General features: G+C 56.7%; 25 protein-coding genes. 24 read left to right on the forward strand and 1 reads right to left on the reverse strand.

Annotated elements, in window-relative coordinates; translation table 11 throughout:
- Nucleotides 1-19 precede the first annotated feature (19 nt).
- From AYI96_RS08600 to AYI96_RS08615, 4 genes are all read left to right on the forward strand, one after another.
- A complete protein-coding gene (locus tag AYI96_RS08600; protein ID WP_025888534.1) occupies nucleotides 20-403 on the forward strand; it encodes a RidA family protein in 384 nt (127 codons plus the stop codon).
- A gap of 57 nt (nucleotides 404-460) precedes the next feature.
- Entirely contained in the window at nucleotides 461-1,153 is a 693-nt protein-coding gene (trmH, locus tag AYI96_RS08605) for a tRNA (guanosine(18)-2'-O)-methyltransferase TrmH (RefSeq protein ID WP_039034662.1), read from the forward strand.
- A gap of 159 nt (nucleotides 1,154-1,312) precedes the next feature.
- Nucleotides 1,313-2,968: an AMP-binding protein gene (locus AYI96_RS08610; protein WP_039034663.1), complete on the forward strand. Its 1,656-nt coding sequence runs from the start codon at nucleotides 1,313-1,315 to the stop codon at nucleotides 2,966-2,968.
- A gap of 168 nt (nucleotides 2,969-3,136) precedes the next feature.
- The gene (locus AYI96_RS08615) at nucleotides 3,137-4,066 is read left to right on the forward strand and encodes a calcium/sodium antiporter (protein ID WP_071476391.1); all 930 of its coding nucleotides are present in this window, start codon (nucleotides 3,137-3,139) and stop codon (nucleotides 4,064-4,066) included.
- Nucleotides 4,067-4,214: 148 nt separating this feature from the next.
- Here AYI96_RS08615 and AYI96_RS08620 read toward each other — a convergent pair whose 3' ends face one another.
- Nucleotides 4,215-4,736, reverse strand: coding sequence for a DUF3332 domain-containing protein (locus AYI96_RS08620; protein ID WP_039034665.1), 522 nt, complete (start codon nucleotides 4,734-4,736; stop codon nucleotides 4,215-4,217).
- Between the two features lie 555 nt (nucleotides 4,737-5,291).
- Here AYI96_RS08620 and AYI96_RS08625 point away from each other — a divergent pair.
- From AYI96_RS08625 to AYI96_RS08720, 20 genes are all read left to right on the forward strand, one after another.
- The gene (locus AYI96_RS08625; protein ID WP_144361424.1) at nucleotides 5,292-5,759 is read left to right on the forward strand and encodes a hypothetical protein; all 468 of its coding nucleotides are present in this window, start codon (nucleotides 5,292-5,294) and stop codon (nucleotides 5,757-5,759) included.
- A 45-nt stretch (nucleotides 5,760-5,804) separates the two neighbouring features.
- Nucleotides 5,805-6,173 (forward strand): nuclear transport factor 2 family protein, encoded by a 369-nt coding sequence (locus AYI96_RS08630; RefSeq protein ID WP_144361425.1) that lies wholly within the window; start codon nucleotides 5,805-5,807, stop codon nucleotides 6,171-6,173.
- 45 nt (nucleotides 6,174-6,218) lie between these two features.
- Nucleotides 6,219-6,824 carry an exosortase/archaeosortase family protein gene (locus AYI96_RS08635; RefSeq protein WP_144361426.1) on the forward strand — a complete coding sequence of 202 codons (606 nt, stop codon included), beginning with the start codon at nucleotides 6,219-6,221 and terminating at the stop codon, nucleotides 6,822-6,824.
- 176 nt (nucleotides 6,825-7,000) lie between these two features.
- Nucleotides 7,001-7,240, forward strand: coding sequence for a YrhK family protein (locus AYI96_RS08640; RefSeq protein ID WP_039034668.1), 240 nt, complete (start codon nucleotides 7,001-7,003; stop codon nucleotides 7,238-7,240).
- Nucleotides 7,241-7,412: 172 nt separating this feature from the next.
- Nucleotides 7,413-9,488 carry an ATP-dependent DNA helicase RecG gene (gene recG, locus AYI96_RS08645; protein ID WP_144361427.1) on the forward strand — a complete coding sequence of 692 codons (2,076 nt, stop codon included), beginning with the start codon at nucleotides 7,413-7,415 and terminating at the stop codon, nucleotides 9,486-9,488.
- A gap of 188 nt (nucleotides 9,489-9,676) precedes the next feature.
- Entirely contained in the window at nucleotides 9,677-10,543 is an 867-nt protein-coding gene (locus AYI96_RS08650; RefSeq protein ID WP_144361428.1) for a DUF3014 domain-containing protein, read from the forward strand.
- Between the two features lie 244 nt (nucleotides 10,544-10,787).
- The gene (locus tag AYI96_RS08655) at nucleotides 10,788-11,516 is read left to right on the forward strand and encodes a beta-ketoacyl synthase chain length factor (protein ID WP_144361429.1); all 729 of its coding nucleotides are present in this window, start codon (nucleotides 10,788-10,790) and stop codon (nucleotides 11,514-11,516) included.
- On the forward strand, nucleotides 11,513-12,310 hold the full coding sequence (locus AYI96_RS08660) for a lysophospholipid acyltransferase family protein (RefSeq protein WP_082014301.1): 798 nt from the start codon (nucleotides 11,513-11,515) through the stop codon (nucleotides 12,308-12,310). Before AYI96_RS08655 ends, AYI96_RS08660 begins: the two co-directional genes overlap by 4 nt.
- Nucleotides 12,297-12,551, forward strand: a complete 255-nt coding sequence (locus AYI96_RS08665; protein WP_025010130.1) for a phosphopantetheine-binding protein — start codon at nucleotides 12,297-12,299, stop codon at nucleotides 12,549-12,551. Before AYI96_RS08660 ends, AYI96_RS08665 begins: the two co-directional genes overlap by 14 nt.
- 9 nt (nucleotides 12,552-12,560) lie before the next feature.
- On the forward strand, nucleotides 12,561-12,809 hold the full coding sequence (locus tag AYI96_RS08670; RefSeq protein ID WP_025010131.1) for an acyl carrier protein: 249 nt from the start codon (nucleotides 12,561-12,563) through the stop codon (nucleotides 12,807-12,809).
- Nucleotides 12,809-13,357: a hypothetical protein gene (locus AYI96_RS08675; protein WP_144361430.1), complete on the forward strand. Its 549-nt coding sequence runs from the start codon at nucleotides 12,809-12,811 to the stop codon at nucleotides 13,355-13,357. The genes AYI96_RS08670 and AYI96_RS08675 overlap by 1 nt, the downstream gene beginning before the upstream one ends.
- Nucleotides 13,358-13,367: 10 nt before the next feature.
- Nucleotides 13,368-14,738, forward strand: coding sequence for an AMP-binding protein (locus AYI96_RS08680; RefSeq protein WP_144361431.1), 1,371 nt, complete (start codon nucleotides 13,368-13,370; stop codon nucleotides 14,736-14,738).
- Nucleotides 14,731-15,093, forward strand: coding sequence for a thioester dehydrase (locus AYI96_RS08685; RefSeq protein WP_144361432.1), 363 nt, complete (start codon nucleotides 14,731-14,733; stop codon nucleotides 15,091-15,093). Before AYI96_RS08680 ends, AYI96_RS08685 begins: the two co-directional genes overlap by 8 nt.
- Nucleotides 15,090-16,802, forward strand: coding sequence for a glycosyltransferase family 2 protein (locus tag AYI96_RS08690; RefSeq protein WP_144361433.1), 1,713 nt, complete (start codon nucleotides 15,090-15,092; stop codon nucleotides 16,800-16,802). Before AYI96_RS08685 ends, AYI96_RS08690 begins: the two co-directional genes overlap by 4 nt.
- The gene (gene hutH / locus AYI96_RS08695) at nucleotides 16,799-18,352 is read left to right on the forward strand and encodes a histidine ammonia-lyase (RefSeq protein WP_144361434.1); all 1,554 of its coding nucleotides are present in this window, start codon (nucleotides 16,799-16,801) and stop codon (nucleotides 18,350-18,352) included. Before AYI96_RS08690 ends, hutH begins: the two co-directional genes overlap by 4 nt.
- Complete coding sequence (locus AYI96_RS08700; protein WP_039034678.1) at nucleotides 18,349-18,786, forward strand: acyl-CoA thioesterase; 438 nt, start codon at nucleotides 18,349-18,351, stop codon at nucleotides 18,784-18,786. Before hutH ends, AYI96_RS08700 begins: the two co-directional genes overlap by 4 nt.
- Nucleotides 18,783-19,604, forward strand: a complete 822-nt coding sequence (locus AYI96_RS08705; RefSeq protein WP_144361435.1) for a LolA family protein — start codon at nucleotides 18,783-18,785, stop codon at nucleotides 19,602-19,604. Before AYI96_RS08700 ends, AYI96_RS08705 begins: the two co-directional genes overlap by 4 nt.
- Nucleotides 19,604-21,961 carry an MMPL family transporter gene (locus AYI96_RS08710; RefSeq protein ID WP_144361436.1) on the forward strand — a complete coding sequence of 786 codons (2,358 nt, stop codon included), beginning with the start codon at nucleotides 19,604-19,606 and terminating at the stop codon, nucleotides 21,959-21,961. Before AYI96_RS08705 ends, AYI96_RS08710 begins: the two co-directional genes overlap by 1 nt.
- On the forward strand, nucleotides 21,958-23,214 hold the full coding sequence (locus tag AYI96_RS08715; protein ID WP_144361437.1) for an NAD(P)/FAD-dependent oxidoreductase: 1,257 nt from the start codon (nucleotides 21,958-21,960) through the stop codon (nucleotides 23,212-23,214). Before AYI96_RS08710 ends, AYI96_RS08715 begins: the two co-directional genes overlap by 4 nt.
- Nucleotides 23,211-23,894, forward strand: a complete 684-nt coding sequence (locus AYI96_RS08720; RefSeq protein ID WP_144361438.1) for a DUF3261 domain-containing protein — start codon at nucleotides 23,211-23,213, stop codon at nucleotides 23,892-23,894. Before AYI96_RS08715 ends, AYI96_RS08720 begins: the two co-directional genes overlap by 4 nt.
- Nucleotides 23,895-23,922: the final 28 nt, after the last annotated feature.

The raw sequence follows: 23,922 nt of genomic DNA on the forward strand, positions 1-23,922 counted from the left end.
CAGAAAAAGAGAGAGCGTTATGGCAGAGAAGATCATCATAGCAACAGACAAGGCTCCCGCCGCTATCGGCACCTACTCCCAGGCAGTCAAAGTGGGCAGCACTGTCTACCTGTCCGGGCAGATCCCGCTGGACCCAGCCACCATGGCACTGGCCGGTGACGACTTTGAAACCCAGGTTGTACGGGTATTCGACAACCTCAAGGCCGTCTGTGAAGCCGCCGGCGGTTCCATGGCCGATATCGTCAAACTGAATATCTATATGCTGGATCTGGGCAACTTTGCCACGGTCAACGAAATCATGAGCCGTTACTTCAACCAGCCTTACCCGGCCCGCGCCGCCATAGGCGTGAAAGAGCTGCCAAAGGGTTCTCTGGTCGAGATGGACGGTGTGATGGAACTCTGAGTTCCCTCTCCAATACAGGGCGCTACGGCGCCCTTTTTCATATAGGATCCCCCGCCAATGAGCCCCGAACGCTTCGCTCGCATCAACCAAATGCTGGACATGCGCCAGCCGGATCTGAGCCTGATCCTGGACAGAGTCCACAAGAGCAACAATATTTCCGCCGCGCTGCGCAGTGCCGATGCTGTGGGTATCCACGAAATTCATGCGGTCTGGCCCGATGCCGATATGCGCCTGTCCGGCAATACCGCCTCCGGCAGCCAGCAGTGGGTAAAAACCATTAAACACTATGACTTTGCCTCGGCAGTCAAGGCTTGCAAGGCGCGCGGAATGCAGCTGGTCGCCACCCATTTCGGCCCTCAGGCCCGCGACTTTCGGGAGCTGGATTACCGCCGCCCCACCGCCTTTATTGTCGGTAATGAACGTGATGGCATCAGCGCCGAAGCCCTGGCCGCCGCCGACGAGCAGGTAGTGATCCCCATGGTCGGCATGGTGCAATCCCTCAATGTCTCGGTGGCGTCGGCGCTGCTGCTGTATGAGGCGCAGCGTCAGCGGCAAGAGGCCGGCCTCTATGGCAGTCGCAAGCTGGACAATGACTATTGCCAGACCATGTTGTTTGAGCAAGGCCATCCCATTTATGCCAAAGCCTGTCGGCGCAAAGGCATTCCCTACCCGACCATAGACGCGCAGGGCCAGATAGTCGCCGCTGCCGACTGGTGGCAACGGATGCGTGAACCCATCCAGGAACTGTGAAGCATTTCAAACAACCGATTAAATATTGCACCAGATCACAATTGTCGCCATACTGGTTTGGCCACTGCATAGCGAAACTAACAGATAATCAGATCGTTGCAGCCGCCGTGGGGGAAGCTGCAGCTACGCAGATAACAAGAACAGTAAAGGGGACACCCCATGGAAGCATCATTCAAGAGCCCGGTGGAAATGCTCGACCACTGGGTAGAGACTCAAGGCGATGAGATCTATCTCAGGCAGCCAATCAACGGCCAATATCAGGATCTGACCTGGCGTCAGGTACAGGCCAAGGTGCAACAACTCTGCGGCGGCCTGCGTCACTTGGGGCTGCAACCCGGCGACAAGATAGCCGTGCTGTCAAAAAACTGCGCCGAGTGGTTCATTACCGATCTAGCGCTGATGCACGGCGGCTATATCAGTGTGCCCATCTACCCCACGGCCAATGCCGATACCATACGCTACGTGCTGGAACACAGTGGCTGTAAGGCCATCATACTGGGTAAACTGGATCACTGGGCCGATCAGGAAGCCGGTGTCGGCGGTGATATTCTGCGCCTGGCGATGCCTTATGACACCATGCCGGCTCAATATCACTGGCAGCAACTGTTGAATCTCGGTACACCTCTGGTGGATGCCCCTTATCCCGAGGCCGAGCAGGTAATGACGCTGATCTACACCTCAGGTTCCACCGGCAAGCCCAAGGGCGCCATCCAAACCTTCGGCAGTTACGGCTGGACCTGTAATGCCGTGGTGCGCGATCTCAAGACAGATGGTAAAGACAGACTGCTGTCCTACCTGCCGCTGGCTCATATCACAGAGCGGGTGGCGATAGAGGGTTCCTCCTTCTATTCCGGCTCTTGCGTTGCCTTTGTCGAAAGCCTCGACAGTTTTGTTGCCGATGTGCAGCGAATGCGGCCAACCGTATTCTTCTCGGTACCTCGGCTGTGGACCCTGTTCCAAAAGAACATTATCGATAAGGTCGGCTACGCCAGGCTCAATCTGCTACTGAAGATCCCCCTCATCAGCCATCTGGTCAAACGCAAGATCCATAAGGGCCTGGGGCTGGATAAGTGTCGTTTGCTCGGTTCAGGTTCGGCGCCGATACCTCCGTCACTGGTGGAGTGGTATCACAACATAGGGTTGGATATCTGCGAAGCCTGGGGCATGACGGAAAACTGCGCCTACTCAATTATCAACTTCCCCTTCGATGCCAGTAAGATAGGCACTGTCGGCAAGCCGGTGATCGGCTGCGAAGTCAAGCAGGCGGCCAATGGCGAACTGCTGGTGAAGAGCCCGGGATTGATGCGTGAATACTACAAGGCGCCGGAAGCCACAGCCGCCGCCTTCGATGAAGAGGGCTTTTTCCTCACCGGCGACCTCTGCGCCATAGATGCCGACGGTTGCGTCAGCATCACAGGCCGGGTCAAGGATAACTTCAAGACCGCCAAGGGCAAGTATGTGGCGCCAGTGCCGATTGAACGTAAGATGGCGCAGGATCCCCATGTGGAGCTTATCTGCGTCATCGGCCTGGGACTGCCCCACCCAGTGGCTTTGGTGCAACTCTCTGAAGGGGCGGCGTTGCAAGCCAGAGAAGAGGTACGCGCCTCGCTCAAGGCCACTGTGGATGCGGTTAACCCCAACCTGGAGTCCCATGAAACCGTGGAAGCTGTTTTGGTGGTTAAGGAGCCCTGGACCATAGAAAACGATGTGCTGACCCCAACGCTGAAAATCAAGCGCCATGTGTTGGAGAGCAGATACGCCAGCCGGATGGAAGGCATCCGCGGCGCCAAGGTCGTCTGGGAAGACGAAATCTAAAGCCCTTATCCTGATTTATCTGATTATCCCGGCTCCGGCCGGGATTTTTATGACATATTCTGTCAAAAAGGGGTTGCCTTCGAGGGGAAAAACCTTATGCTGGCAGCCCAAATACATTCATCGGTGCCGTTCTGTATGGCACCTTACTGACAGGAAAAGCGGTTTTCAATGTTGATTGCACTCTCTATTCTCGGCGGCTTCTTAATTTTGACTCTGGGAGCCGAAGCCTTGGTTCGCGGCGCCAGCGTCATCGCCCTGCGTCTGGGAATCGCCCCGCTGGTGATCGGCCTGACGATCGTCGCCTTCGGTACCAGTGCTCCCGAACTGGCAGTGAGCGTTAAGTCAGCACTGGCCGGTAGCCCGGGCATTGCTCTGGGTAACGTGGTGGGCTCCAATATCGCCAATATCGGTCTGATCCTGGCCCTGACCGCACTGATCCGCCCGATAGGCGTTCAGACACAGATGGTCAGACGCGACATTCCACTGATGATAGGCGCCTCTATTCTGATGTGGCTGCTGGTACTCGACGGTGAACTGAGCCTGATTGACGGCGCCGTGCTGACCAGCTTACTGGTAGGCTATCTGCTGCTCAGCTATTTCAGCAGCAAGGGCGAAGATACCGATGAACCTATTGAAGGCCCCAAGAACCCTCTACTGTCGCTGCTGTTTATCATCGCCGGTATCGGCATGTTGGTGGGCGGCGGCATACTGTTTGTCGATGGCGCAGTCGAGTTGGCCCGTACCTTCGGTATCAGCGAAGTAGTGATCGGCCTGACCATTATTGCCATAGGCACCAGCATGCCGGAATTAGTGACCTCGATTTTGGCCGCACTCAAGGGCCAGAGCGATATCGCCATAGGTAATGTGGTTGGCTCCAACCTGTTTAACCTGCTGGGGATCCTCGGGGTCACGGCCCTGGTGCACCCCATCAGCTCTTCCGGCTTCAGCAGCCTGGACTTCAGCGTGATGCTAACCCTGGCACTGTTGGTGTTGCCCTTTGCCTGGAGCGGATTTCGTATCGGTCGCCGCGAAGGCGCCATATTATTGCTGGGTTACTGCGGCTATATGGGCTATCTGGTCACCCACGCCAGCGCCTGAACCTGATTATGGACTGACAATTGAATGCTTCTGAAGAGCTTTATTGCCAAGCCGCAGTAGCATAAAAAATCCCGGGTTTTGACACCAAAAATGAATAATCAAAACCCGGGATATCATCAAGTTAAGGGCCAAAACAGCCCAAAAGCGCTCAGGAGCGAGCCGCTACATAACTCTCCATTTCAGCTATGCTGACACTGGCAATGAATTGCTGATCCAGGTAGAAGTCCACCATCTCCCCCTGCTTGCGCCCCAGCATTACCTGCTCGGTGCCATCTTCATAGCTCAGCGTCATCGCCAAAGTATTGTCATCTATGGCTGACATGCTGGCACGGCTCAGTTTTACCGGGGCAGTGGTCAGATCCTTGTCCAGTTTATGATTGATCTTGAACACTGCATCGGCCGGCATATCTACCAAGGCCGGTGACTTGCCGGTAATAGGGTTCTTGCCGGTCCAAAACTCAATACTGTTGAAAATAAACAGATCGGCGGCGGCAGTAATGCCATAGACGGGCGCCAGCAACAGGTACAAACCGGCGCGGCCGTAACGGTTATCCACCGCACTCAGATTGCCTTTGGTCAACATGCCTGAAAGCCCCATCTGTCCCATACAACCCGCCAGTTGCGAGCAGATCAACACAGTGACCCCAAGACCGACTTTACTCAACTTCATCAATATCTCCCCAAATAGAGTTTACGCATATGTTATTGGCGCGCGGATTCTACTCAGGTTAATCAATTTAACCATGCAGGGGCTCACAACTTGAGGTTAGTTTTTCGGAGAGTAAGTTACTCGGTTGTTGGATGTTTTTCTCTTTGGAAAAATCAGTAAGGCACTAGTGATAAAGGCGCTCAAACAAACACAACTCACTTACCTTACGCAGAGACCTGTATCCTGAGCCCCAATCGCAGGGGTTTAAGAAACCAAGGCCGGCTTGCCAAAACAGGCAAAAACCGGTTCCGCTCTGCGAATATCGGAAAGTGAGGCGCTGTCCAGCCTCTAAAATGGCTTGGCTTTTTTAGGGTCAACACGCCCGATAAATTTCACTGTTATATCCATTAATGCGGGTTCACTTAAATATACCGCAAGCGTGGCATCTCGGGGTTCAACCCAGAGGCTAAAAGCTTTACCATGACTCGGCGTTCAGCTCAGACTTGTTACTCAAAGGCAGTTGTTTGAACGAGCAACATCAGGGATCCGGTTAGTCCAAGTTAAGGAGAACAATCAATGCATTGCAGACATTGCGGCTCAGACAATATCAAACACTTCAAAGCCATTCATGCCGAGGGCACAACAGAAGTTTCAGTCAGCGCCTCGGCCAAACCCGTGTGGAACAACCAGCCCTTTTCTGTGCATGGAAAACAAAAACTCAAGGGTAGCGCCCAACTGCAAACCAAACTGGCCAAGCGCTGCTCGCCGCCATCTGACCCTCAGCCCTTGGTGCTATTTCTGGCGGCTTTCCCCGGGCTACTATTGGGCGGCTACCTGGGGTTTCAGGCTGGCAGCAACTGGAGCAGTTTTTGGCTTGGAGTGCTGTGCTTTTTTGCCTCCAGTTTTACTCTGATCCTGAGCGCCGATTGGCTATGGAAAAACTACTTGGGAGGGCGAAAGTCAATGCAGCAATACCGCGCGGCACTGAACCAATGGCAGAACTCCTGGTACTGCAGCAAGTGTGCCAAAGTCAGTATTTTTTAACCTTCTTGCCTCTTTGCCGCCACTCCTCAGGCCTTGGGAATAACCATGAATCACATCTCAGAGATTCAACAACTGGAAAGCCAACTGCATAGTGCCATGTTGAATTCGGATATCAATTTGCTGGATAGACTGTTGTCGCCTCAGCTGATATTCACCAATCACCTGGGGCAAGTGCTCGGCAAAGCAGAGGATCTGCATGCCCATAGCTCAGGCCTGCTCAACATCACTCGGATAGACACCCTGGCCGAAGAGATACGACTGCATCAGGGGACTGCGATAGTGTCGGCGGAGGTGAATATTCAAGGCAGCTATGCCAAAGCACCGACCAACGGCCGTTTTCGTTTTACCCGGGTTTGGCAGCAAAAAGCAACCGGCTGGCAACTGATAGCGGCTCACTCGAGCCTACTGGCTTGAGCACTGGGTTTTACGACAAACTACTGATTTCATGGCGACTGTTTTATGACCAAAAACCAACAGCAAGTCAGGCTCTGCCAATATCAGCAGTATATGCTGATGACAGAGCTTGAGGCTAAGCCGGGCAAGTTGAAACTCATCTGGCGCAGCAGGCAAACGCAACTGAAATACGCGCTTTGGGGACTACTGCTGATGCTTGCCGGAATTCTGGCAGTACTCGTGTTGGACCCCGCCAGACAGGACACTTGGTTTATGGCTGCCATCATAGCCATAGTGCTGGGGCTCAGCGGCATCATCATGGGCCTGAACCTCTACCGCCTACTCAAACCCGTAACTTTGGATCTGCAACAAGACTGCGTCTTCCGGGGCGGGAAAAGCAAGCCTCTCAGTCAACTCTGCCGCATAGAGGTGCAACGCAATACCTATAACGAAAGATTCAGAAGTCACATGCTTGAACACCTCACTGACGAAGAGCTCATAAGTGTCAGCGTGGTACTCTGTTTTTCTGAGCGTGAGCGACTCGGTTTTGGCCTGTTCAAACCCCAAAAGCAGGCCACAGACAAGGCCAGAGCCTACGCACAAACACTCGCCGAACTGATAGGCTTTAACGGTGAAATAACCGTTAGCCAGGGTTCAGGCCTGGGCCGTTAAGTTACGCTACTCTTTTGCCAAGCCTGCCGAATCCAAGATGCAAGTTGTTAACTTAATCTTATGGTTATGTAGATATATTTATTCTCATTAAAACAAATAATTAGGGAATTAGATTTGCACTCGGAAGGTAGCAGCGTTAAGGTATCGCGGCAAATCATAACTACCAAGAAGGAACCATGATCGACAGTAAGCAGCGATATTTTGCCGAGCAAGATATCAAAGCCCCCGCCACCCCTCTTCCCAAACACGCCTTGTTCAATACCCTAAGCGACCTAATAGTCGCGCTCTGTTTTCTACTGGGCAGCTTCTTTTTTCTCACTGACGTTCACACCCTTATCGGCGCCTGGCTGTTTGTAATAGGCAGCGTTCAGCTACTGATAAAGCCCTTGGTCACCCTGCTGAACTGGTGGCACTGACAGATTAATCCGTCACAAATATATCAGGGCTTTTGCCATACACCCGCCCACCCAGGCAGAAGCCCTGCCGCCATTGCACCACACTTTACCCGGCCGATAAAAGCAACGCATTGCCAAGGGCTATTTCTCTGATAGTATATGTATAAATTCACAGTAATCCGGTGCTAAAGGTTTGCAGAGACTGGATCTTATTGCTATCACCGAGCTCAAGGGCGTAGCCGCTAAAATGGCTGAGAAACTGCACAAGCTCGGAATCAACACGGTACAGGATCTGCTGTTCCACCTGCCGCTGCGCTACGAAGACAGAACCCGCATCTACCCCATAGCCAGCCTCACACCCGGCAGCTACGGCACCATAGAAGCCGAAATTCAGTCCAGCCAGATCATCAATGGCCGCAAGCGTATGTTGATCTGCAATGTCCGTGATGACAGCGGCACCATGACCCTGAGGTTCTTCAATTTCTCAGCCGCCCAGCGCAATGCCATGCAACAAGGTCTGACCATTAGAGCCTACGGCGAAGTGCGCCGAGGTAACCACCAGGCCGAGATCATTCATCCGGATTACAAGATACTCAAAGGCGACGAACCGCCCAACCTCAGTGAAACCCTGACGCCCATCTATCCCACCACTGAAGGGCTCAAGCAGGCCAGTTGGATGAAATTGACCGAGCAGGCTCTAAACCTGCTGCAGGAGGACGGACTGCAGGAGTTACTGCCCGAGGCGCTGCGCCCCAATCAGCAAAGTCTGGCCCAGGCAGTGCGTACCCTGCATAGGCCCCCGGCGGATGTCGACATCTACCGTCTGGAACAGGGGCAACACCCGGCGCAACAACGCCTGGTGCAGGAAGAACTGCTGGCGCATAACCTGTCTATGCTCAAGCTAAGAGAGCGCAGCAATCATGACAAAGCCGTGCCTTTGCCCGCCACCGGCGCCTTGCTCAATCCCTTCCTCGTCGCCTTGCCCTTTAAACCTACGGGGGCGCAGCAGCGAGTGGTGGCAGATATCGGCCGCGATATTGAAAAACCGCAACCCATGATGCGCCTGGTTCAGGGCGATGTTGGCTCGGGCAAGACCCTGGTGGCAGCCATGGCAGCGCTGCAGGCGATAGAAAACGGTTATCAGGTGGCCATGATGGCGCCCACTGAACTGTTGGCCGAGCAACATGCAATTAATTTCAGTCAATGGCTGGAGCCATTGGGGCTCAAGGTCGGCTGGCTGGCGGGCAAGCTCAAGGGCAAGGCCAGGGCTCAGTCGCTGGAGGATATCGCCTCCGGCAGTGCCCACATGGTGATAGGTACCCACGCCATCTTTCAAGAGCAGGTACAGTTTCACAAGCTGGCGTTGATCATCATAGATGAGCAACACAGATTCGGCGTACATCAGCGCCTGGGACTAAGAGAGAAAGGCATCAGCCAGGGTTTTCATCCCCACCAGTTGATCATGACGGCGACCCCTATTCCCCGCACTCTGGCGATGACCGCCTATGCAGACCTGGACACCTCCATCATCGACGAGTTGCCGCCGGGGCGTACCCCGGTCACCACAGTGGCCATCAGTGACAGTCGGCGTCAGGAGGTAATCGACAGGGTACGTCAGGCGGCGCTCAATGACGGTCGCCAGGCCTACTGGGTCTGCACCCTTATCGAGGAATCCGAAGTGCTCGAATGCCAGGCAGCCGAAGACACCTGTGAAGAGCTGCGTGCCGCCCTGCCGGAGCTGAGCATAGGCCTGGTACATGGCCGTATGAAGAGCGCCGAAAAACAACAAGTCATGGACAGCTTCAAACGCGGCGAGCTCAAGTTGTTGGTGGCCACCACTGTCATTGAAGTGGGGGTCGATGTGCCCAACGCCAGTCTGATGATCATCGAGAACCCGGAACGGCTGGGGCTGGCGCAGTTGCACCAGTTGCGCGGCCGGGTCGGTCGCGGCGCCGTGGCCAGCCACTGCGTCCTGCTGTACAAGGCACCGCTGTCACACACGGCTACCAAACGGCTTGGAGTATTGCGTCAGAGCAACGACGGCTTTGTGATTGCCCAAAAAGATCTGGAGATCCGCGGCCCGGGTGAGGTGCTGGGCACCCGCCAGACAGGTATAGCCGATATGAAAGTGGCCGATTTGGTCAGGGATCAGGCGCTTATTCCCCACATCCAGAAACTGGCCCGTCATGTGATGAGCCAGGCACCGGAGAATGTCGATGCCATCATTCAGCGCTGGCTGGGCGACCGGCAGCAATATGTTCAGGCCTAGTGCGCTAAAAACGTCACAAAATTGCCGAGAGTTCAGCCGGGGTTCAAGTCAGCCACCACAGGATCTGCTCTACTGGCAATATTTCACAAATAAATCTTGCTGCTAAATGGCCGAAAGCTGGACAAGATGGCCAATATTTGCAGAATGGGAGAAGCGCTGCCTCACAGGTATCAATGAAAGGAAATCCAATGCAAGTCAATCAAGAAGATAGAATCGCGCCGCAGGAAAAGTCCTCTGGCAACAGTGGCATTGTTATCATCCTGCTAGTGTTGGTATTGCTGATTGCAGGAGGAGCCTACTACTATTTCAGCGGCGAACAAGAGCCGCAGCAAACAGCAGAACCCACCCAGGTTGAACTCCCTGAACCCGCGCCCAGCGAACCGCTGCCAACCCAGGTTCAGGTGCCTGAACCTGAAACCATGCCCGAGCCTGAACCTGAAGTGGTTCAGCCCGAAGCCGAGCCGGAACAACCCCTGCCTTCACTGGCCGAAAGTGATGAGTATGTTCATGAAAAGGCCGTGGCCATGGCCGATGGTATGAAGATAGAGCCACTGCTGGTTGAACAAGATCTGGTACGCCAGTTCGTGGTGTTTGTCGATAATCTGGCCCAAGGTGAACTGGCTCGTAAAACCAGTCCGATGAAAGGCCCGAGCGACACCTTCACTGTATCTGAAATTGCCAACAAGACTTATCTGGATCCGGATAGCTACCACAGATACGACCTTTACGCTGACTTCCTCACCGGGCTCAACGACGAGCAGCTGCTCAACACCTATCGTCAATTGTCGCCGCTGCTGGAGCAGGCATTCGATGAGCTGGGTTATCCCAACCTCAAATTCGATGAGCGGATGCAACAAGCCATCAAGGTGCTGTTGGCTACCCCTGTAATAGAAGATCCTATCGAGCTGTATGCCATCAGTGTGAACTACAAGTTTGTCGATCCCAAGCTGGAAGCCCTGCCCAACGCGCAGAAAATGCTGGTACGTATGGGGCCCGACAACACTCGCAAAATCAAAACGGCACTGCGGCGACTGCAAAGCCAGTTGAACAACTGAGCAGCATTTGAATCACCCGGCAGTCGCCGGGCGATTCCCTTGTTAGTGAAAAGTTGTAACTGATCTTTAGCTGTAACCTAAACCCCTTCTTAAAACCCGTACTTTCAGTGTAGAATACAGCCCTTTGTACCGGTGTTTCAGAGGGGAAAGGCAATCGGTACGGCGGTCGCATTCCGACCCAACAGATTCACTCCCTCACGACCCGTAAGGGATAGCAACAAAGATCTGTGTCAGAGGCAAAGCAGTGCAACTAGCGTTCAGTATTCTCTCCTGGGGAGCCTGGTCTCCGGAGTATCAACAGCAGCAAGATTGGCAACAGTGGCAGAGCAGCAACTGCGCCCTTGATGACAGCGATCGCCTCGCCCCCAAGTTACCTCAGGTTGCCGCCATGCAGCGGCGCCGTTTCAGCCGCCTGAGCAAGATGATGCTGGAAGCCGCTTTCCAGGCCGAAGCTCCCAGCCAATGCCGCAGCGTATTTGCCTCGCGCCATGGCGAACTCAATCGCACCATAGAACTGCTGCAGGATATTATTGCCAGGCAGCCGCTCTCTCCCATGGGTTTCAGCCAATCGGTTCACAACACCGCCAGCGGTCTGTTTGGCATAGTCACGGGTAATACTGGCGCTTCCACTTCAGTGGCGGCGGGCACAGATACCCTATCCCAAGCCATGTTGGAAGCCTGGGCCCAGTTGGCCGAGGACCCCAGCCCCCTGCTATTGGTGTTCGGCGATGACCCTGTGCCGCCCGTCTATGATGAATTTACCCAAGAGATGGAACTGCCACTGGCCTTGTCTCTGCAGCTGGCCCCGGCCGATGTTACCGGCATAGCCAGAGTTACCCTGAGCCAGCAGACCGGCGCCGGGCAGCCGCTGAGCTTCGGCGCACTGCTGCAGGCACTGGCAAACGGCACGGCAATTCAGGGGCAGCTGGCCCAGTGGTATTGGCAGCTGGAACCTTCCCGGGAGCCGCTATGACAACCCCGGCGACCGGCATCGGCTATTTTCCCCGTTGGCTTGCGGGTATCAGCTGTTATATCGCCTTCGGCCTCGGCGGCCTGCTGAGCTCCTTGACCATTTTACCTGTGCTGAGATTCTGGCCCGGCGAGCGCGATGTGCGCATTCAAAGAGTACAAAAAGCGGTGCACTACATGTTCCGTGGCTTTGTGCATATGCTGACCTGGGCCGGCGTGGTCAGGGTCAGCACAGTCAATCTGCAGCGATTACAGCAGGCCAAGGGCATGGTGGTGATTGCCAATCACCCCACCCTCATAGATGTGGTGGTGTTAATCAGCCTGATGCCCAATGCCGGCTGCATAGTAAAACAGGGACTGTGGCGTAACCCTTTTTTGCGCGGAGTCGTCTCCGCCGCCGGCTATATTCCCAATCGCGGCGCCGAGCTGCTGCTACAGGACTGCCGCGAAGTGTTGGCCAGAGGCACTAATCTGATCATCTTTCCCGAGGGCACCCGCACGGTAAAAGGTGCGGCGATCAACCCCTTTGCCCGCGGGTCAGCCAATATCGCCCTGCGCGCCGGGGCCGATATTCTGCCAGTGGTACTCAGGGTGGTTCATCCCGGGCTCACCAAACAGGATCCCTGGTATGAAATCCCGAGACGCACCATACAGATGCAAGTGGAAACCGGGGCAAGCATAGCGCATCTGAGGTATGATGCCGAAAGCGGTGGCGATGCCCGGATGGCACGCCAACTCACCAGAGATCTGGAAACCTATTACAAACAACAATTAGATATAAATTATGAGCTTACATAACGAAATTAAACAGCTAATCATAGATTGCCTCGATCTTGAGGATATCAGTATCGACGATATAGATACCGAAGCACCGCTGTTCGGTGAGGGGTTGGGACTGGATTCCATCGATGCACTTGAGCTGGGCTTGGCGATCAAGAAGCAGTTCGACGTCAAGATAGAAGCCAACTCAGAGGCAACCAAGGCCCACTTTTACAGTGTGGCCAGCCTTGCCGCGTTTATCGAATCCCAGCGCGCGTAGGAGGTGCTCATGCAAAGCCGTGAACAGATATTGGAAATGCTGAGCAAGATCCTGGTCGATGAGTTTGAAGTGGACGCCGAGGCGATAACCCCAGAGGCTTCCCTCTATGAAGAGCTGGATCTGGACAGCATAGATGCGGTGGATCTGGTGATCAAACTGCAACAGCTGACCGGCAAAAAGATCCAGCCCGATGAATTCAAGTCGGTACGGACGGTCAACGACGTGGTTAACGCCATCGAGGGACTGGTTAAAGACTGATGCGTGCCCTGGCTCAGACAGTCACGGCCCTGTTGCTGCTGGGATATCCCCTGGCGGTATATCTGGGACTGAACTATCTGCCGGGCAATGGCCTGGCACTCTTGCTGGCGGCCTTGCTCGGCGCCAGGTTGCTGCTGGGGAAGCAAAAGCTCAAGGCGCTGGCCGCCCCTGTCGTTCTGGGGTTACTGCTGGCGCTTGGCAGCCTGCTCGCCAAGCGTCAGGACTGGCTGCTGTACTACCCTGTACTGGTCAATGCCTGCATGCTGGTGCTGTTTGCCTCTTCGCTGCTTAAAGGTCCCAGCATGGTGGAACGTCTGGCCAGGTTGGCCGAGCCGGATCTGCCCGAGGAAGCCAAGCCCTACCTGGTAAGGGTCACACAACTCTGGTGCGGTCTGTTTGTCTTCAACGGCGGCATGGCGGCTTATACGGCGCTGTTTACCAGCCTGGAGATCTGGACCCTGTACAACGGCCTGATAGCCTATCTGCTAATGGGGCTGCTCGGTGGCGGAGAATGGCTCTATCGCCACTTTTGTCTGAAGCGATCATAAAGGGACAGTTATGACAGAGTTATTGAAAACCTGGCTTACCCAAGGCCCAGCAGGGCAACAACTGATCAGTTTTAACCACCATGACATAGTCACGGGTTCACTGTTCGCCACCCAGGTCTATCATCTGCATCAGCGCCTGCAAGTCCGGTCGGAAAAGCGTTGGCTATTGGCCTGCGACAGCAGCGATCTGTTCGCCGTTGGCCTCTGCGCCGCCCTGTTGTCGGGCAAGCAGATCATACTGCCGGCCAACACTCAGCCTGGTACTCTCAGCGAACTGACCCAGGAGTTTGATGCCATAGTGTCAGACCGCCCCCTGTGTGAGGGCAAGATCTGGCTCGAGCTGAAAAAAGAGCTGTCACTGCCCCACTCGCCCTGGCCGCAGATGGCCGAGGGGGATGAGTTCGGCGAACTGCTGCTGTTCACCTCAGGCTCCAGCGGCCAACCCAAGGCGGTTCGCAAGCGCCTGCAGCAACTGGATGCCGAAGTCAGTGTGCTGGAGCAGACCTTCGCCGCTCACCTGCCACAGTGCAGTGTGATTGCCACCGTCAGCCACCAGCATATCTATGGCTTGCTGTTTAAGATTCTATGGCCACTGGCGGCCAGTCGCCCCTTCCTCAGCGATCTGGTGGAATACCCGGAAACCCTGAGTTATTACACCGCCCTGTTTCCCAACCTGTGCCTGATCAGCAGCCCGGCGCAGCTGTCGAGGCTGCCGGATGCGCTGGAGCATGAACGCCAGCTGCACACTCCCAGCCTGATCTTCAGCTCCGGCGGGCCCCTGAGCCTGGAAGCCGCCCAAGGGGTCAAGCGCTGCTACGGTAGCCTGCCAATCGAGGTCTACGGCAGCACGGAAACCGGCGGCATAGGTTATCGGCGCCAACAGAGCAGCGATACCCCCTGGCAGGCCTTTACCCCCATGGAGCTGAGCAATGACAGCGACGGCGCTTTGCTGCTGCGCTCCCCCTATCTCGAAGACGACGGCCAATACCGCTGTGAAGACAAGGTTCGGCTGCTGGGCGAAGGCCAGTTCTGCCTCGAAGGCCGCTTGGACCGCATCGTCAAGATAGAGGAAAAGCGCTTGTCTCTGGTGCAGATGGAAACCTTGCTCAACGCCCATCCCTGGGTGACCCAATCGCATCTGGTGCTGCTGGAAAACCCCAGAGTGCAACTGGGCGCGGCGGTAGAGCTTTCCGCCGCCGGTAAGGCACAGCTCGAAGCCGAGGGCAAACTCAGCATCAACAACGCCCTCAAGGCCCATCTGCTGAGCCAATTTGAACGTGTGACTCTGCCAAGGCGCTGGCGCTATCCACAGCAGCTGCCGCTCAATGCCCAGGGCAAGTTGCTCAAAAACGATATTCTTGAGCTGTTTGATCATGATTAAGTCTGTTCTTCCGCCCATTGTTCAACACCGGCATCAGGACAATGAAGCCAGTTGGCGCCTGAGCATTCCGGCCGAGCTGCCTATGTTTACCGGCCACTTTCCCGGCCAGCCGGTATTGCCCGGCGTAACTCAACTGGACTGGGCCGTGCGTCTCGGCAGCCAGGCATTCGGCTATGATGCCGAAGTCGCGGTACTCGAGGTGCTCAAGTTTCAGCAACTGCTGTTGCCGAATATGCAAGTCACCCTCAGCATCAGCAATAACCCCGCCAAGGGTAAACTGAGCTTCAGCTACAGCGACGGCGAACAGAAGTTCGGCTCGGGTCGTATCGCCTTCAAGACAGAGGCCAAGCAATGAAGCTGGCGCTGATCATCCCCAATTACAACCACAGGGGCCATATCGCTGCGACGCTGGAAGCCCTCAAACCGCTGGGGCTGCCCTGCTTTTTGATCAACGACGGCAGCGACGATGAGACCCGCTATCTGTTGCAACAGTTGGCCGAACAGCACAGCGACTGGGTCAGCCTGCTGCATCACCCTTATAACCGCGGCAAGGGCGCCGCCGTGATGACAGGCCTGCGCGCCGCCTGGGCCGCGGGTTTTTCCCACGGCCTACAGGTGGACGCCGACGGCCAACATAATCTGGAAGATATTCCGGCGCTAATCGCCAGGGCGCAGCTCAACCCCAAGGCGCTGATCTCCGGCCTGCCGCAATATGATGATTCCGTGCCCAAGGGTCGGCTCTACGGCCGTTACCTGACCCATTTTTGGGTCTGGGTCGAGACCCTGAGCCTGGATATCCGCGATTCCATGTGCGGCTTTCGAGTCTATCCACTGGCGGCCACCGAGGCCCTGCTTAGCAGCGAAGCCCTCGGCGAGCGGATGGACTTTGATATCGAAGTCATGGTGCGTCTCTACTGGCGCGGTGTTGCCATAGAGCATATCCCCACCAAGGTGATCTACCCGGAAGACGGCAGCAGCCATTTTCAGGGGCTGGCCGACAATGTGCGGATCAGCAAGCTGCACAGCAGGCTGTTTTTCTCCATGCTGTGGCGCAAGCTCAAGGGGCAGAAACTGGGGCCAACCCAAGCGGCACAAGACAACCCCCAAGGCGCTCATTGGTCCAACATCAAGGAGCGGGGCAGCTACTGGGGTATCAAGCTGCTGGCCGAGAGCTATCGTTTCGGCGGCCACTGGCTGGCGCGGGCGATCATGTACCCGGTGATCTGTTATTTCTTTATCACGGGGCGACAGGCCCGCGAGGCATCACAAGCGTTTCTAAAGCGGGTTCAGGCACTGGAGCCACAGCACCCGAATCTCGGTCAGCCGGTGACTTGGCGCGACAGCCTGCGCCACTTCTTCGCCTTCGGCAATGCCGCACTGGATCGCATCGATGCCTGGTGCGATCGCATTCGTTTGCAACAGGTGGAGTTCAGCGACCGTCAGCAGTTGGCCGAGCAGTTACAAAGTGGCCAGGGAGCCGTGTTACTGGTGTCTCACCTTGGCAATATCGAGCTGTGCCGCGCCATCTCCATTCACCAGCGCAAGGTGAAGGTCAATGTGATGGTGATGACCCGCAATGCCGAAAACTTCAACCGGGTGCTCAAACAACTGAACCCGGACAGTGAACTCAACTTACTTCAGGTCACCGAACTCAACCCGGCCACCTCCATGTTGTTGCAAAGCAAGGTCGAGGCCGGTGAATTAGTGGTGATTGCCGCCGATCGCACCTCCAGCCATAGCCCGGGTCGCACGGTGAAAGTGCCGTTCCTCGGCGAGATGGCGCCCTTCCCCCAGGGCCCCTTTATTCTGGCCGGTCTGCTGGACTGCCCCATCTACACCATGTTCTGCCTGCGGGAGCAGCAGGGCTATAAGGTCTGGTTAGAGCCCTTCGAGCAGAGCCTCAAAGGCCCGAGGTCCGAGCGGCAGCAGCGGCTGCAACAGGCAGCAGGCCTCTATGCCCAGCGACTGGAACATTTTGCCCGCAAGGCACCACTGCAGTGGTTTAACTTTTTCGATTTTTGGCGGCAGGACCAAGTTGCTGACCGCCCCAAGGACAATTCATGAGCGCAACAGTTAAGGCCACCAAGACGGTCGGCTTCGGCCAAACATCACTGACACTGGAGCAGGTGGTTGCCATCGCCAAAGGGGCGCCGGTAACCCTCAACGCCAGTGCAGAGTACCGTGACTATATCCAGCGCGGCGCCCACTTTATCGACAGCCTGCTCCATGAAGAAGGCGTGGTCTATGGGGTCACCACAGGCTATGGCGATTCCTGTACCGTCAATGTCGGCCCGGATCTGGTACACGAGTTGCCGCTGCATCTGTCGCGCTTTCATGGCTGCGGCATGGGCAAGGTGCTGGAGATCCCCCAGGCCAGAGCCGTGATGGCCTGTCGCCTCAACTCACTGGCCGTGGGTAAGTCCGGTGTCAGCTATGAGCTGCTGGAGCGCATAGCCCTGCTGCTGAACCTCAACATAGTGCCGGTGATCCCGGAGGAAGGCTCTGTGGGTGCCAGCGGCGATCTCACGCCACTGTCATATCTGGCCGCCGTACTGGTTGGCGAGCGGGAGGTCTTCTATCAAGGACAGCGCCGCGCCACCAGCGAGGTCTATGCCGAACTTGGGATCAGCGCCCTCAAGCTCAGGCCCAAAGAGGGCCTGGCACTGATGAACGGCACCGCCGTGATGACGGCGCTGGCTTGTCTGGCCTATGACAGGGCCGAGTACCTGAGCCGCCTGTGCGCCCGCATTACAGCTATGGCCTCGCTGACACTCAAGGGCAACTCCAACCATTTCGACGAGATACTGTTTGCCGCCAAGCCGCACCCGGGGCAGAACCAGGTCGCAGCCTGGATCCGTGAAGACCTCAACCACCACGAACACCCACGCAACTCTGACCGACTGCAGGACAGATATTCGATTCGCTGCGCGCCGCACATTATCGGGGTCTTGGCCGATGCCCTACCCTTTATGCGCCAGTTTATCGAGACCGAACTCAACAGTGCCAACGACAACCCGATAGTGGACGGCGAGGGGGAACATATTCTCCACGGCGGCCACTTCTATGGCGGCCATATCGCCTTTGCCATGGACAGCCTCAAGAATGCGGTGGCCAATTTGGCGGATCTGCTGGACAGGCAGATGGCTCTGGTGATGGATCCCAAATTCAACAACGGCCTGCCTGCCAACCTGTCGGCCAGCCAGGGCGAGCGCAGCCCCATCAACCACGGTTTCAAGGCAGTGCAGATAGGTTGCTCGGCCTGGACCGCCGAGGCGCTGAAACACACTATGCCCGCCAGCGTGTTCTCTCGCTCTACCGAGTGCCACAACCAGGACAAAGTCAGCATGGGCACCATTGCCGCCCGTGACGCCCTGCGGGTATTGGAACTGACCGAGCAGGTGGCCGCCGCCGCACTGCTGGCCATGAGTCAGGGGATCCGCCTGCGCCTGCTCGCCGGTGAACTGGAACGTGAGTCGCTGACCGAGTCAGTGGCCACCACTTTGGCGCAGCTGGAAGCCGACTTTGAACTCTTGATTGAAGACAGGCCGCTGGAAGCCTTGTTGCGGCAAACCCTGGCCAAGATCCAAGCCGGGGAGTGGGAGGTGTGCCGATGAAAGCCATCCTCAGCACTGAAATAGAGCTGGAGATCCCCTTCCACGATGTCGATTCCATGGGCATTACCTGGCACGGCAACTATCTGCGTTATTTTGAGATAGCCCGCTGCAAGCTGCTGGACAGGTTCGACTACGGCTACCGCCGAATGCAGGAGTCGGGTTACGCCTGGCCGATAGTGGATCTGCAGCTGAAATACGTCAAACCCAGCCGTTTCGAGCAGAAGATCCGGGTGAGTGCCGCCCTGGTTGAGTGGGAAAATCGGCTGAAGATCAACTACCAGATTTGCGACGCCGCCCTTGGTGAGCGCCTCACCAAGGGCTACACCATACAGGCCGCAGTGGATATGCAGACCCAGGAACTGTGCTTGGTGACCCCGCCGGTGTTCCGTGAGCGCCTGGCGCCCTTTATCGCGGCCGCCGAGGCCAAGTCATGAACCCCTCAGCTTTCGGCTTTCGGCTCACTCGGCAGCCAGCCACACTGCTTGGGCTGCTGGGACTGGTTTGGTTTGACGCCGCTTGCAGCAACATGGCTTTAGGAGAAGTGGCGCCGGCCACTATGACACTGGGAAAAGTGGCGGCTGATAACACTCAGACAGAGCCGGTGGCAGTGTTGGCCACCGAAGCCAAGGGAAGAGTCAGGCCGGAGGCGCAAGCATTCGACAAACTCTTTGCCAAGGCGGCCACAGAGCAGGCTCTGCAACAGTTAAGCACTAAGATGGCCCTCAGCGACAGCAGCCGAGGCCAGTTTGAGCAGGTGCGCTGGCTCAGGGTGCTGAAACAGCCACTTCGCAGCAGCGGCGAATTTCTGTTTCAACGAGAGCTGGGCATGCTCTGGCAACAGCAGACTCCCTTCGACAACCTCTTGCTGCTGAAACAGGGCGAGCTTATCCAGCAGGACAGCCAGGGCAAACTCAGTGTCACCAAGGCCGATGCCGGCCCGGCGGCCGTGGCTGAAATGCTGCCGCGCATGATGCAATCCCTGCTCTCCGGTGATATTCAGGTATTGAGCCAGGGGTTTGAACTCTATCTGCTCAATGACCAAACGGGTCATTGGCAACTGGGACTCAAGGCCAAGGAGCAGACAATGGCAGCTCTGCTGCCGCAAATGGTGCTCGAAGGCAGTCAGGATCTCGAATCTCTGACCCTGCTGGCCAAGAACGGCGATATCAGCCAGATATTCTTCTCTGAACTGGACAAATCACCACTCAATGACAGCGAGCGCGCTCGCTTCTTTCCCGAGGTGACCCCCTGATGTCGCCTCGCCCTGAACCCACTCGTCCCAGGCTCTCGGCGCCGGTTGGCCTGCTGTTGTGGCTGGGGCTGCTGACACTGCTCATTCTGCTTGGCGTCTGGCAGTGGCAACAGGGCGGCCGTATTCAGAGCGACATTCTCGCCATGCTGCCCAAGGTGCAGGAAGATCCGCTCGCCGAAGCGGCGCTGAAACGCATGGAGCAGAAACTGGGCAATCAGCTGTATATCGGCCTGATTGCCAAGGATAAGCCTCAGGCGATCAACGCCGGCAAACAGCTGCAAAGTGCGCTGGAAAAGGAGCAAGGCGCCTTTAAGAGAGTGCGCAGCGCCGAGGCCGACAGCTTCAGCGCCCTGGGGCGTTTCTATTTCCCCTATCGCATGGGGCTGCTCAGTGACAGCCAGAGGCAGCAACTCGCTAGCGGTGAATTAACCACTCTGATTCAAAACGCGCAGCAACAGCTCTATAGCGCCTTTGGCGCCGCCGGCAGCGACCTGATTGCCGAAGATCCGCTGTTGCTGTTCCCCGACTGGCTCAAGTCGCTGGCCGAGGGCCGCAGTCTCATCCAGGCAGATGGCATAATGTTGGCACCAACGCCGCAAGGCCAGTATGCAGCCATAGTGATGGCCGAGGGCATAGGCAGCGCCTTTAACCCGCAGCAACAGTCAACCCAGCTCAAGGCGCTGGAGCAGGCCTTGGCGCCTCTGCCGCAAGAGATTCGAGTGCTCAAGGCCGGTGCCCTGTTTCATGCCGCCGCCGCCACAGAATCGGCCAAGAGCGAGATCAACCGTATCGGATTAGTCTCCCTGCTTGGAGTGATCCTGCTGGTGCTGCTGGCGTTTCGCTCCTTGATGCCGCTGACGGTGGCACTGCTCACCCTGGGCAGTGGATTCCTGGCGGCGACGGTCACTACCCTGACACTGTTTGGCGAACTGCATCTGCTGACCCTGGTGTTCGGCACCAGCCTTATCGGTATCGCCATCGACTACAGCTTTCACTTCTACTGCGAGCGCTTGCAACATCCCAAGGCTTCTCCCAGGCAGGTGATTGGCCAGATATTCCCGGCCGTGACCCTGGCCTTGATCACCAGTGTCGGCGCCTACCTGGGCATAGGCCTGGCGCCTTTCCCCGGCATGCAACAGGTGGCCGTGTTCTGTGCCAGCGGGCTGATTTTCACCTGGCTGACACTGCTGCTGGCGTATCCGGCCATAGCCGCCAGCCCTTTGCTTGCCGGAGACAGCCGCCTGGCGCTGGCTGGCCGCTTGCTGAGTCTCTGGCAAACTCTCGGTCGGCGCAGCAGTCTGTTAATCCTAGTGCCATTGGGGTTACTGCTGCTGTTTGGCGGCATTTATCTCAAGGCCAACGATGATATCCGCGCGCTGCAGAGCAGCCCACCAGCGGTCAGCGAGCCGGAAAATGCCCTCAGGCAACTGCTGAGTGGCGGCACGGACAATCAGTTCCTGCTGGTTCGGGGTGACAGCGCCGAGGAGATGCTGCAGCGTCTCGAACAGCTGGCGCCCGAGCTAAAACGTTTGATTGCGGAAGGCAAACTCGGCAACAGCGTCAATATCGCCCACTATTTGCCGAGCATCAAACGCCAGCAGCAAGATCATCAGTTGCAGGGGCTTATCTATCGCCAAACAGATACAGTTTTGGACACCCTGGGACTAAATGCCGAGCTTGCCGGGCCGCTCTCGAGGCAATGGGCCGAATTCCAGCCGCTCTCGGCCACCGACTGGCTCGCCAGTGAAGGGGCCAAATCCTCAGGGCTGAGTGACCTCTACCTCGCCCCCACTGACGGAATATCGGCTCACGCCGCCATAGTGCTGCTCGGTGGCATCCGCGATCTCGACGCCCTCAAGCAGCTGGCAAGCAGCAACCCGGGCGTGCAGTTGGTCGACAAGGTCGCCGATATCTCGGCGCTGATGGCCAAATACCGTCAATTGACCCTGATGATGCTGGCGCTGGCACTGCTGTTGGCGGCGGTGATTTTCAGCTGGCGCTTTGGTTTGCGCCGCGGCCTTTGGGTGGCGCTGGTGCCAACGCTGGCGGCGATTCTGACTCTGGGCGCCCTTGGCTGGCTCGGCAGCGGCTTGACCCTGTTTCATGCCCTGGCACTGGTATTGGTGTTCGGTATAGGCGTGGACTACAGCCTGTTTTTTGCCGAAGCCAAACAGCATCCCAGAGGCGTGATGTTGGCGGTGCTGATGTCTGCCGCCTCCACCCTGCTGGCCTTTGGCCTGCTGGCTTTGAGTGACACCTATGCCATTGCCGCCTTTGGTATAACCCTGGCGCTGGGCATAGGTTTTACCCTGTTACTCGCTCCCCTAACCTCAACTCTTACAAGGAATGCAAAGTGAACACTGCCAATGCCGTGGAACAAGTCGATGTGGTCATTATCGGTGCCGGGCCATCCGGCTCGGTCGCGGCCAGTCTGCTGAAACAACAAGGAGTAGATGCCCTGGTGCTGGAGCGGGCCCAATTTCCACGCTTTTCCATCGGAGAGAGCCTGCTGCCCTGCTGCATGACAGTACTGGAGCAGGCTGGGATGACAGAAGCCGTAGCCGAGGCCGGGTTTCAGTTTAAAAACGGCGCCGCCTTTCGGCGCAACGGCCGCTACACCACCTTTGATTTCAATGACAAGTTTACCCCGGGCCCCGGCACCACCTTTCAGGTTCCCCGAGGCCAGTTCGACAAACTGCTGGCCGATACCGCCAGTACCCAAGGGGTAGAGATACGTTATGGCCAGACAGTCACCGCGGTGGATCTCAGCGCAGAGCCACGGCTGACAGTGGCAGACGAAAATGGACGAGTCTATTCAGTGCAGGCCAAATATCTGCTGGATGCCAGTGGCTTTGGCCGGGTACTGCCAAGATTGCTGCAGCTGGAATGCCCCTCCAGCCTGCCGGCCCGCTCGGCCATCTTTACCCATATTGAGGACAATATCAGCGACCCGGAGTTTGACCGCAACAAGATCCTTATCAGCGTGCATCCGCGCAACAAGGATATCTGGTATTGGTTGATCCCCTTCAGTAACGGCACCTGTTCGCTGGGGGTGGTGGCCGAACCGCACCTGCTGGCAAGACTCGAAGGCAGCCTGGAGCAGCAACTGCGCACCATAGTCAATGAAGAGCCAGGGCTGGAGGCGCTGCTTAAAGACGCCAGAGTGATCCGCGACTGCGCCACCTTGAAGGGCTATTCGGCCAATGTCAGCACCCTGGCCAGCGACAAGTTTGCCCTGCTGGGCAATGCCGGTGAGTTTCTCGACCCGGTATTCTCCTCCGGGGTGACCATAGCCATGCACTCGGCCAGTCTGGCCTGCAACTGTCTGGTACGCCAGCTCAAGGGGGAAGCGGTAGACTGGCAGCAGGATTATGCCGAGCCCTTGATGCTGGGGGTCAACACCTTCCGCACCTATGTGGAAGCCTGGTATGACGGCAGATTCCAGGAGGTGATCTTCTTTGAAGACGCCAACCCGAAAATAAAACAGATGATCTGCTCTATCCTGGCGGGCTACGCCTGGGACAGCAACAACCCCTTTGTCAGTGAATCCCGGCGCAGATTGGATCTGGTGGTGAACCTCTGCCGCGACGCTGTCGAGGAAGCCTTATGACAGCCGCTGTTACCCGCTTGCTGCTGCTTGCCACTGTGCTGGTTGGCCTGAGTGGCTGCAGCCAGCTATTGTATCGCCAAACCTGCGTTGCCCTGGCAAAGGATGTCAGTTATTGTCTGGCGCCGCTGCCGCTGAACCAGGCCGCGCCCAAGGGACAAACCTCTGATACCAAGGCTGCCAAAGACGCAAAGCAACCAGATGAGCCCCAGGGCAGTGACTCGGTTCAAACTCAAACTTTGGAGCAAACGCTCAGTCTCAGCCAGCAGGTGCGGCTGCAACGAGGGGAGCAGAGCCATGAGCTTATCAGCCAACTGGAACTGCAGCCGCAGCAGATGACTGTGGTGGGGCTGGCACCTCTGGGCCAAGCACTGTTTACCTTGATCTACGATGGACATACACTGACCAGCGAGCAGAGTGTACTGCTCGGCAATGAGTTTAAAGCAGAATATCTGCTGGCCTTGCTGCAACTCATCTATTGGCCGGAGGAAAAGCTGAACGCTTATCTGGATGGCGCCAGGGTGAAACTGGAAGATTGCGCCGCCGTCCTGTGCCGGGTATTGCTGAGCAATGACAATCGCGAGCTGATGCGGATAAGTTACTCCAGCCGCGACATCTGGCATGCGGAAGTGGCCTTGAACATGCCGCAGGCCGATTTAAAACTGAACATTAAGCCCCTGTAATAGATACAGGGCCGGATCCCAAAACAGA

Origin of the sequence: Shewanella sp. MSW (assembly GCF_007636515.1) — a bacterium.
Lineage (GTDB): Bacteria > Pseudomonadota > Gammaproteobacteria > Enterobacterales > Shewanellaceae > Shewanella > Shewanella indica.

Excerpts from the sequence above, each read along its gene's own strand:
- AYI96_RS08685 (WP_144361432.1), top strand. The coding sequence starts at position 14,731 with ATGATTAAGTCTGTTCTTCCGCCCATTGTTCAACACCGGCATCAGGAC.
- hutH (WP_144361434.1), top strand. The coding sequence starts at position 16,799 with ATGAGCGCAACAGTTAAGGCCACCAAGACGGTCGGCTTCGGCCAAACA.
- AYI96_RS08720 (WP_144361438.1), top strand. The coding sequence starts at position 23,211 with ATGACAGCCGCTGTTACCCGCTTGCTGCTGCTTGCCACTGTGCTGGTT.
- AYI96_RS08650 (WP_144361428.1), top strand. The coding sequence starts at position 9,677 with ATGCAAGTCAATCAAGAAGATAGAATCGCGCCGCAGGAAAAGTCCTCT.
- AYI96_RS08665 (WP_025010130.1), top strand. The coding sequence starts at position 12,297 with ATGAGCTTACATAACGAAATTAAACAGCTAATCATAGATTGCCTCGAT.
- AYI96_RS08640 (WP_039034668.1), top strand. The coding sequence starts at position 7,001 with ATGATCGACAGTAAGCAGCGATATTTTGCCGAGCAAGATATCAAAGCC.
- AYI96_RS08610 (WP_039034663.1), top strand. The coding sequence starts at position 1,313 with ATGGAAGCATCATTCAAGAGCCCGGTGGAAATGCTCGACCACTGGGTA.
- AYI96_RS08700 (WP_039034678.1), top strand. The coding sequence starts at position 18,349 with ATGAAAGCCATCCTCAGCACTGAAATAGAGCTGGAGATCCCCTTCCAC.
- AYI96_RS08660 (WP_082014301.1), top strand. The coding sequence starts at position 11,513 with ATGACAACCCCGGCGACCGGCATCGGCTATTTTCCCCGTTGGCTTGCG.
- AYI96_RS08630 (WP_144361425.1), top strand. The coding sequence starts at position 5,805 with ATGAATCACATCTCAGAGATTCAACAACTGGAAAGCCAACTGCATAGT.
- AYI96_RS08690 (WP_144361433.1), top strand. The coding sequence starts at position 15,090 with ATGAAGCTGGCGCTGATCATCCCCAATTACAACCACAGGGGCCATATC.
- AYI96_RS08670 (WP_025010131.1), top strand. The coding sequence starts at position 12,561 with ATGCAAAGCCGTGAACAGATATTGGAAATGCTGAGCAAGATCCTGGTC.
- AYI96_RS08710 (WP_144361436.1), top strand. The coding sequence starts at position 19,604 with ATGTCGCCTCGCCCTGAACCCACTCGTCCCAGGCTCTCGGCGCCGGTT.
- AYI96_RS08635 (WP_144361426.1), top strand. The coding sequence starts at position 6,219 with ATGACCAAAAACCAACAGCAAGTCAGGCTCTGCCAATATCAGCAGTAT.
- AYI96_RS08615 (WP_071476391.1), top strand. The coding sequence starts at position 3,137 with ATGTTGATTGCACTCTCTATTCTCGGCGGCTTCTTAATTTTGACTCTG.
- AYI96_RS08625 (WP_144361424.1), top strand. The coding sequence starts at position 5,292 with ATGCATTGCAGACATTGCGGCTCAGACAATATCAAACACTTCAAAGCC.
- AYI96_RS08680 (WP_144361431.1), top strand. The coding sequence starts at position 13,368 with ATGACAGAGTTATTGAAAACCTGGCTTACCCAAGGCCCAGCAGGGCAA.
- AYI96_RS08705 (WP_144361435.1), top strand. The coding sequence starts at position 18,783 with ATGAACCCCTCAGCTTTCGGCTTTCGGCTCACTCGGCAGCCAGCCACA.
- AYI96_RS08675 (WP_144361430.1), top strand. The coding sequence starts at position 12,809 with ATGCGTGCCCTGGCTCAGACAGTCACGGCCCTGTTGCTGCTGGGATAT.
- trmH (WP_039034662.1), top strand. The coding sequence starts at position 461 with ATGAGCCCCGAACGCTTCGCTCGCATCAACCAAATGCTGGACATGCGC.
- AYI96_RS08620 (WP_039034665.1), bottom strand. The coding sequence starts at position 4,736 with ATGAAGTTGAGTAAAGTCGGTCTTGGGGTCACTGTGTTGATCTGCTCG.
- AYI96_RS08600 (WP_025888534.1), top strand. The coding sequence starts at position 20 with ATGGCAGAGAAGATCATCATAGCAACAGACAAGGCTCCCGCCGCTATC.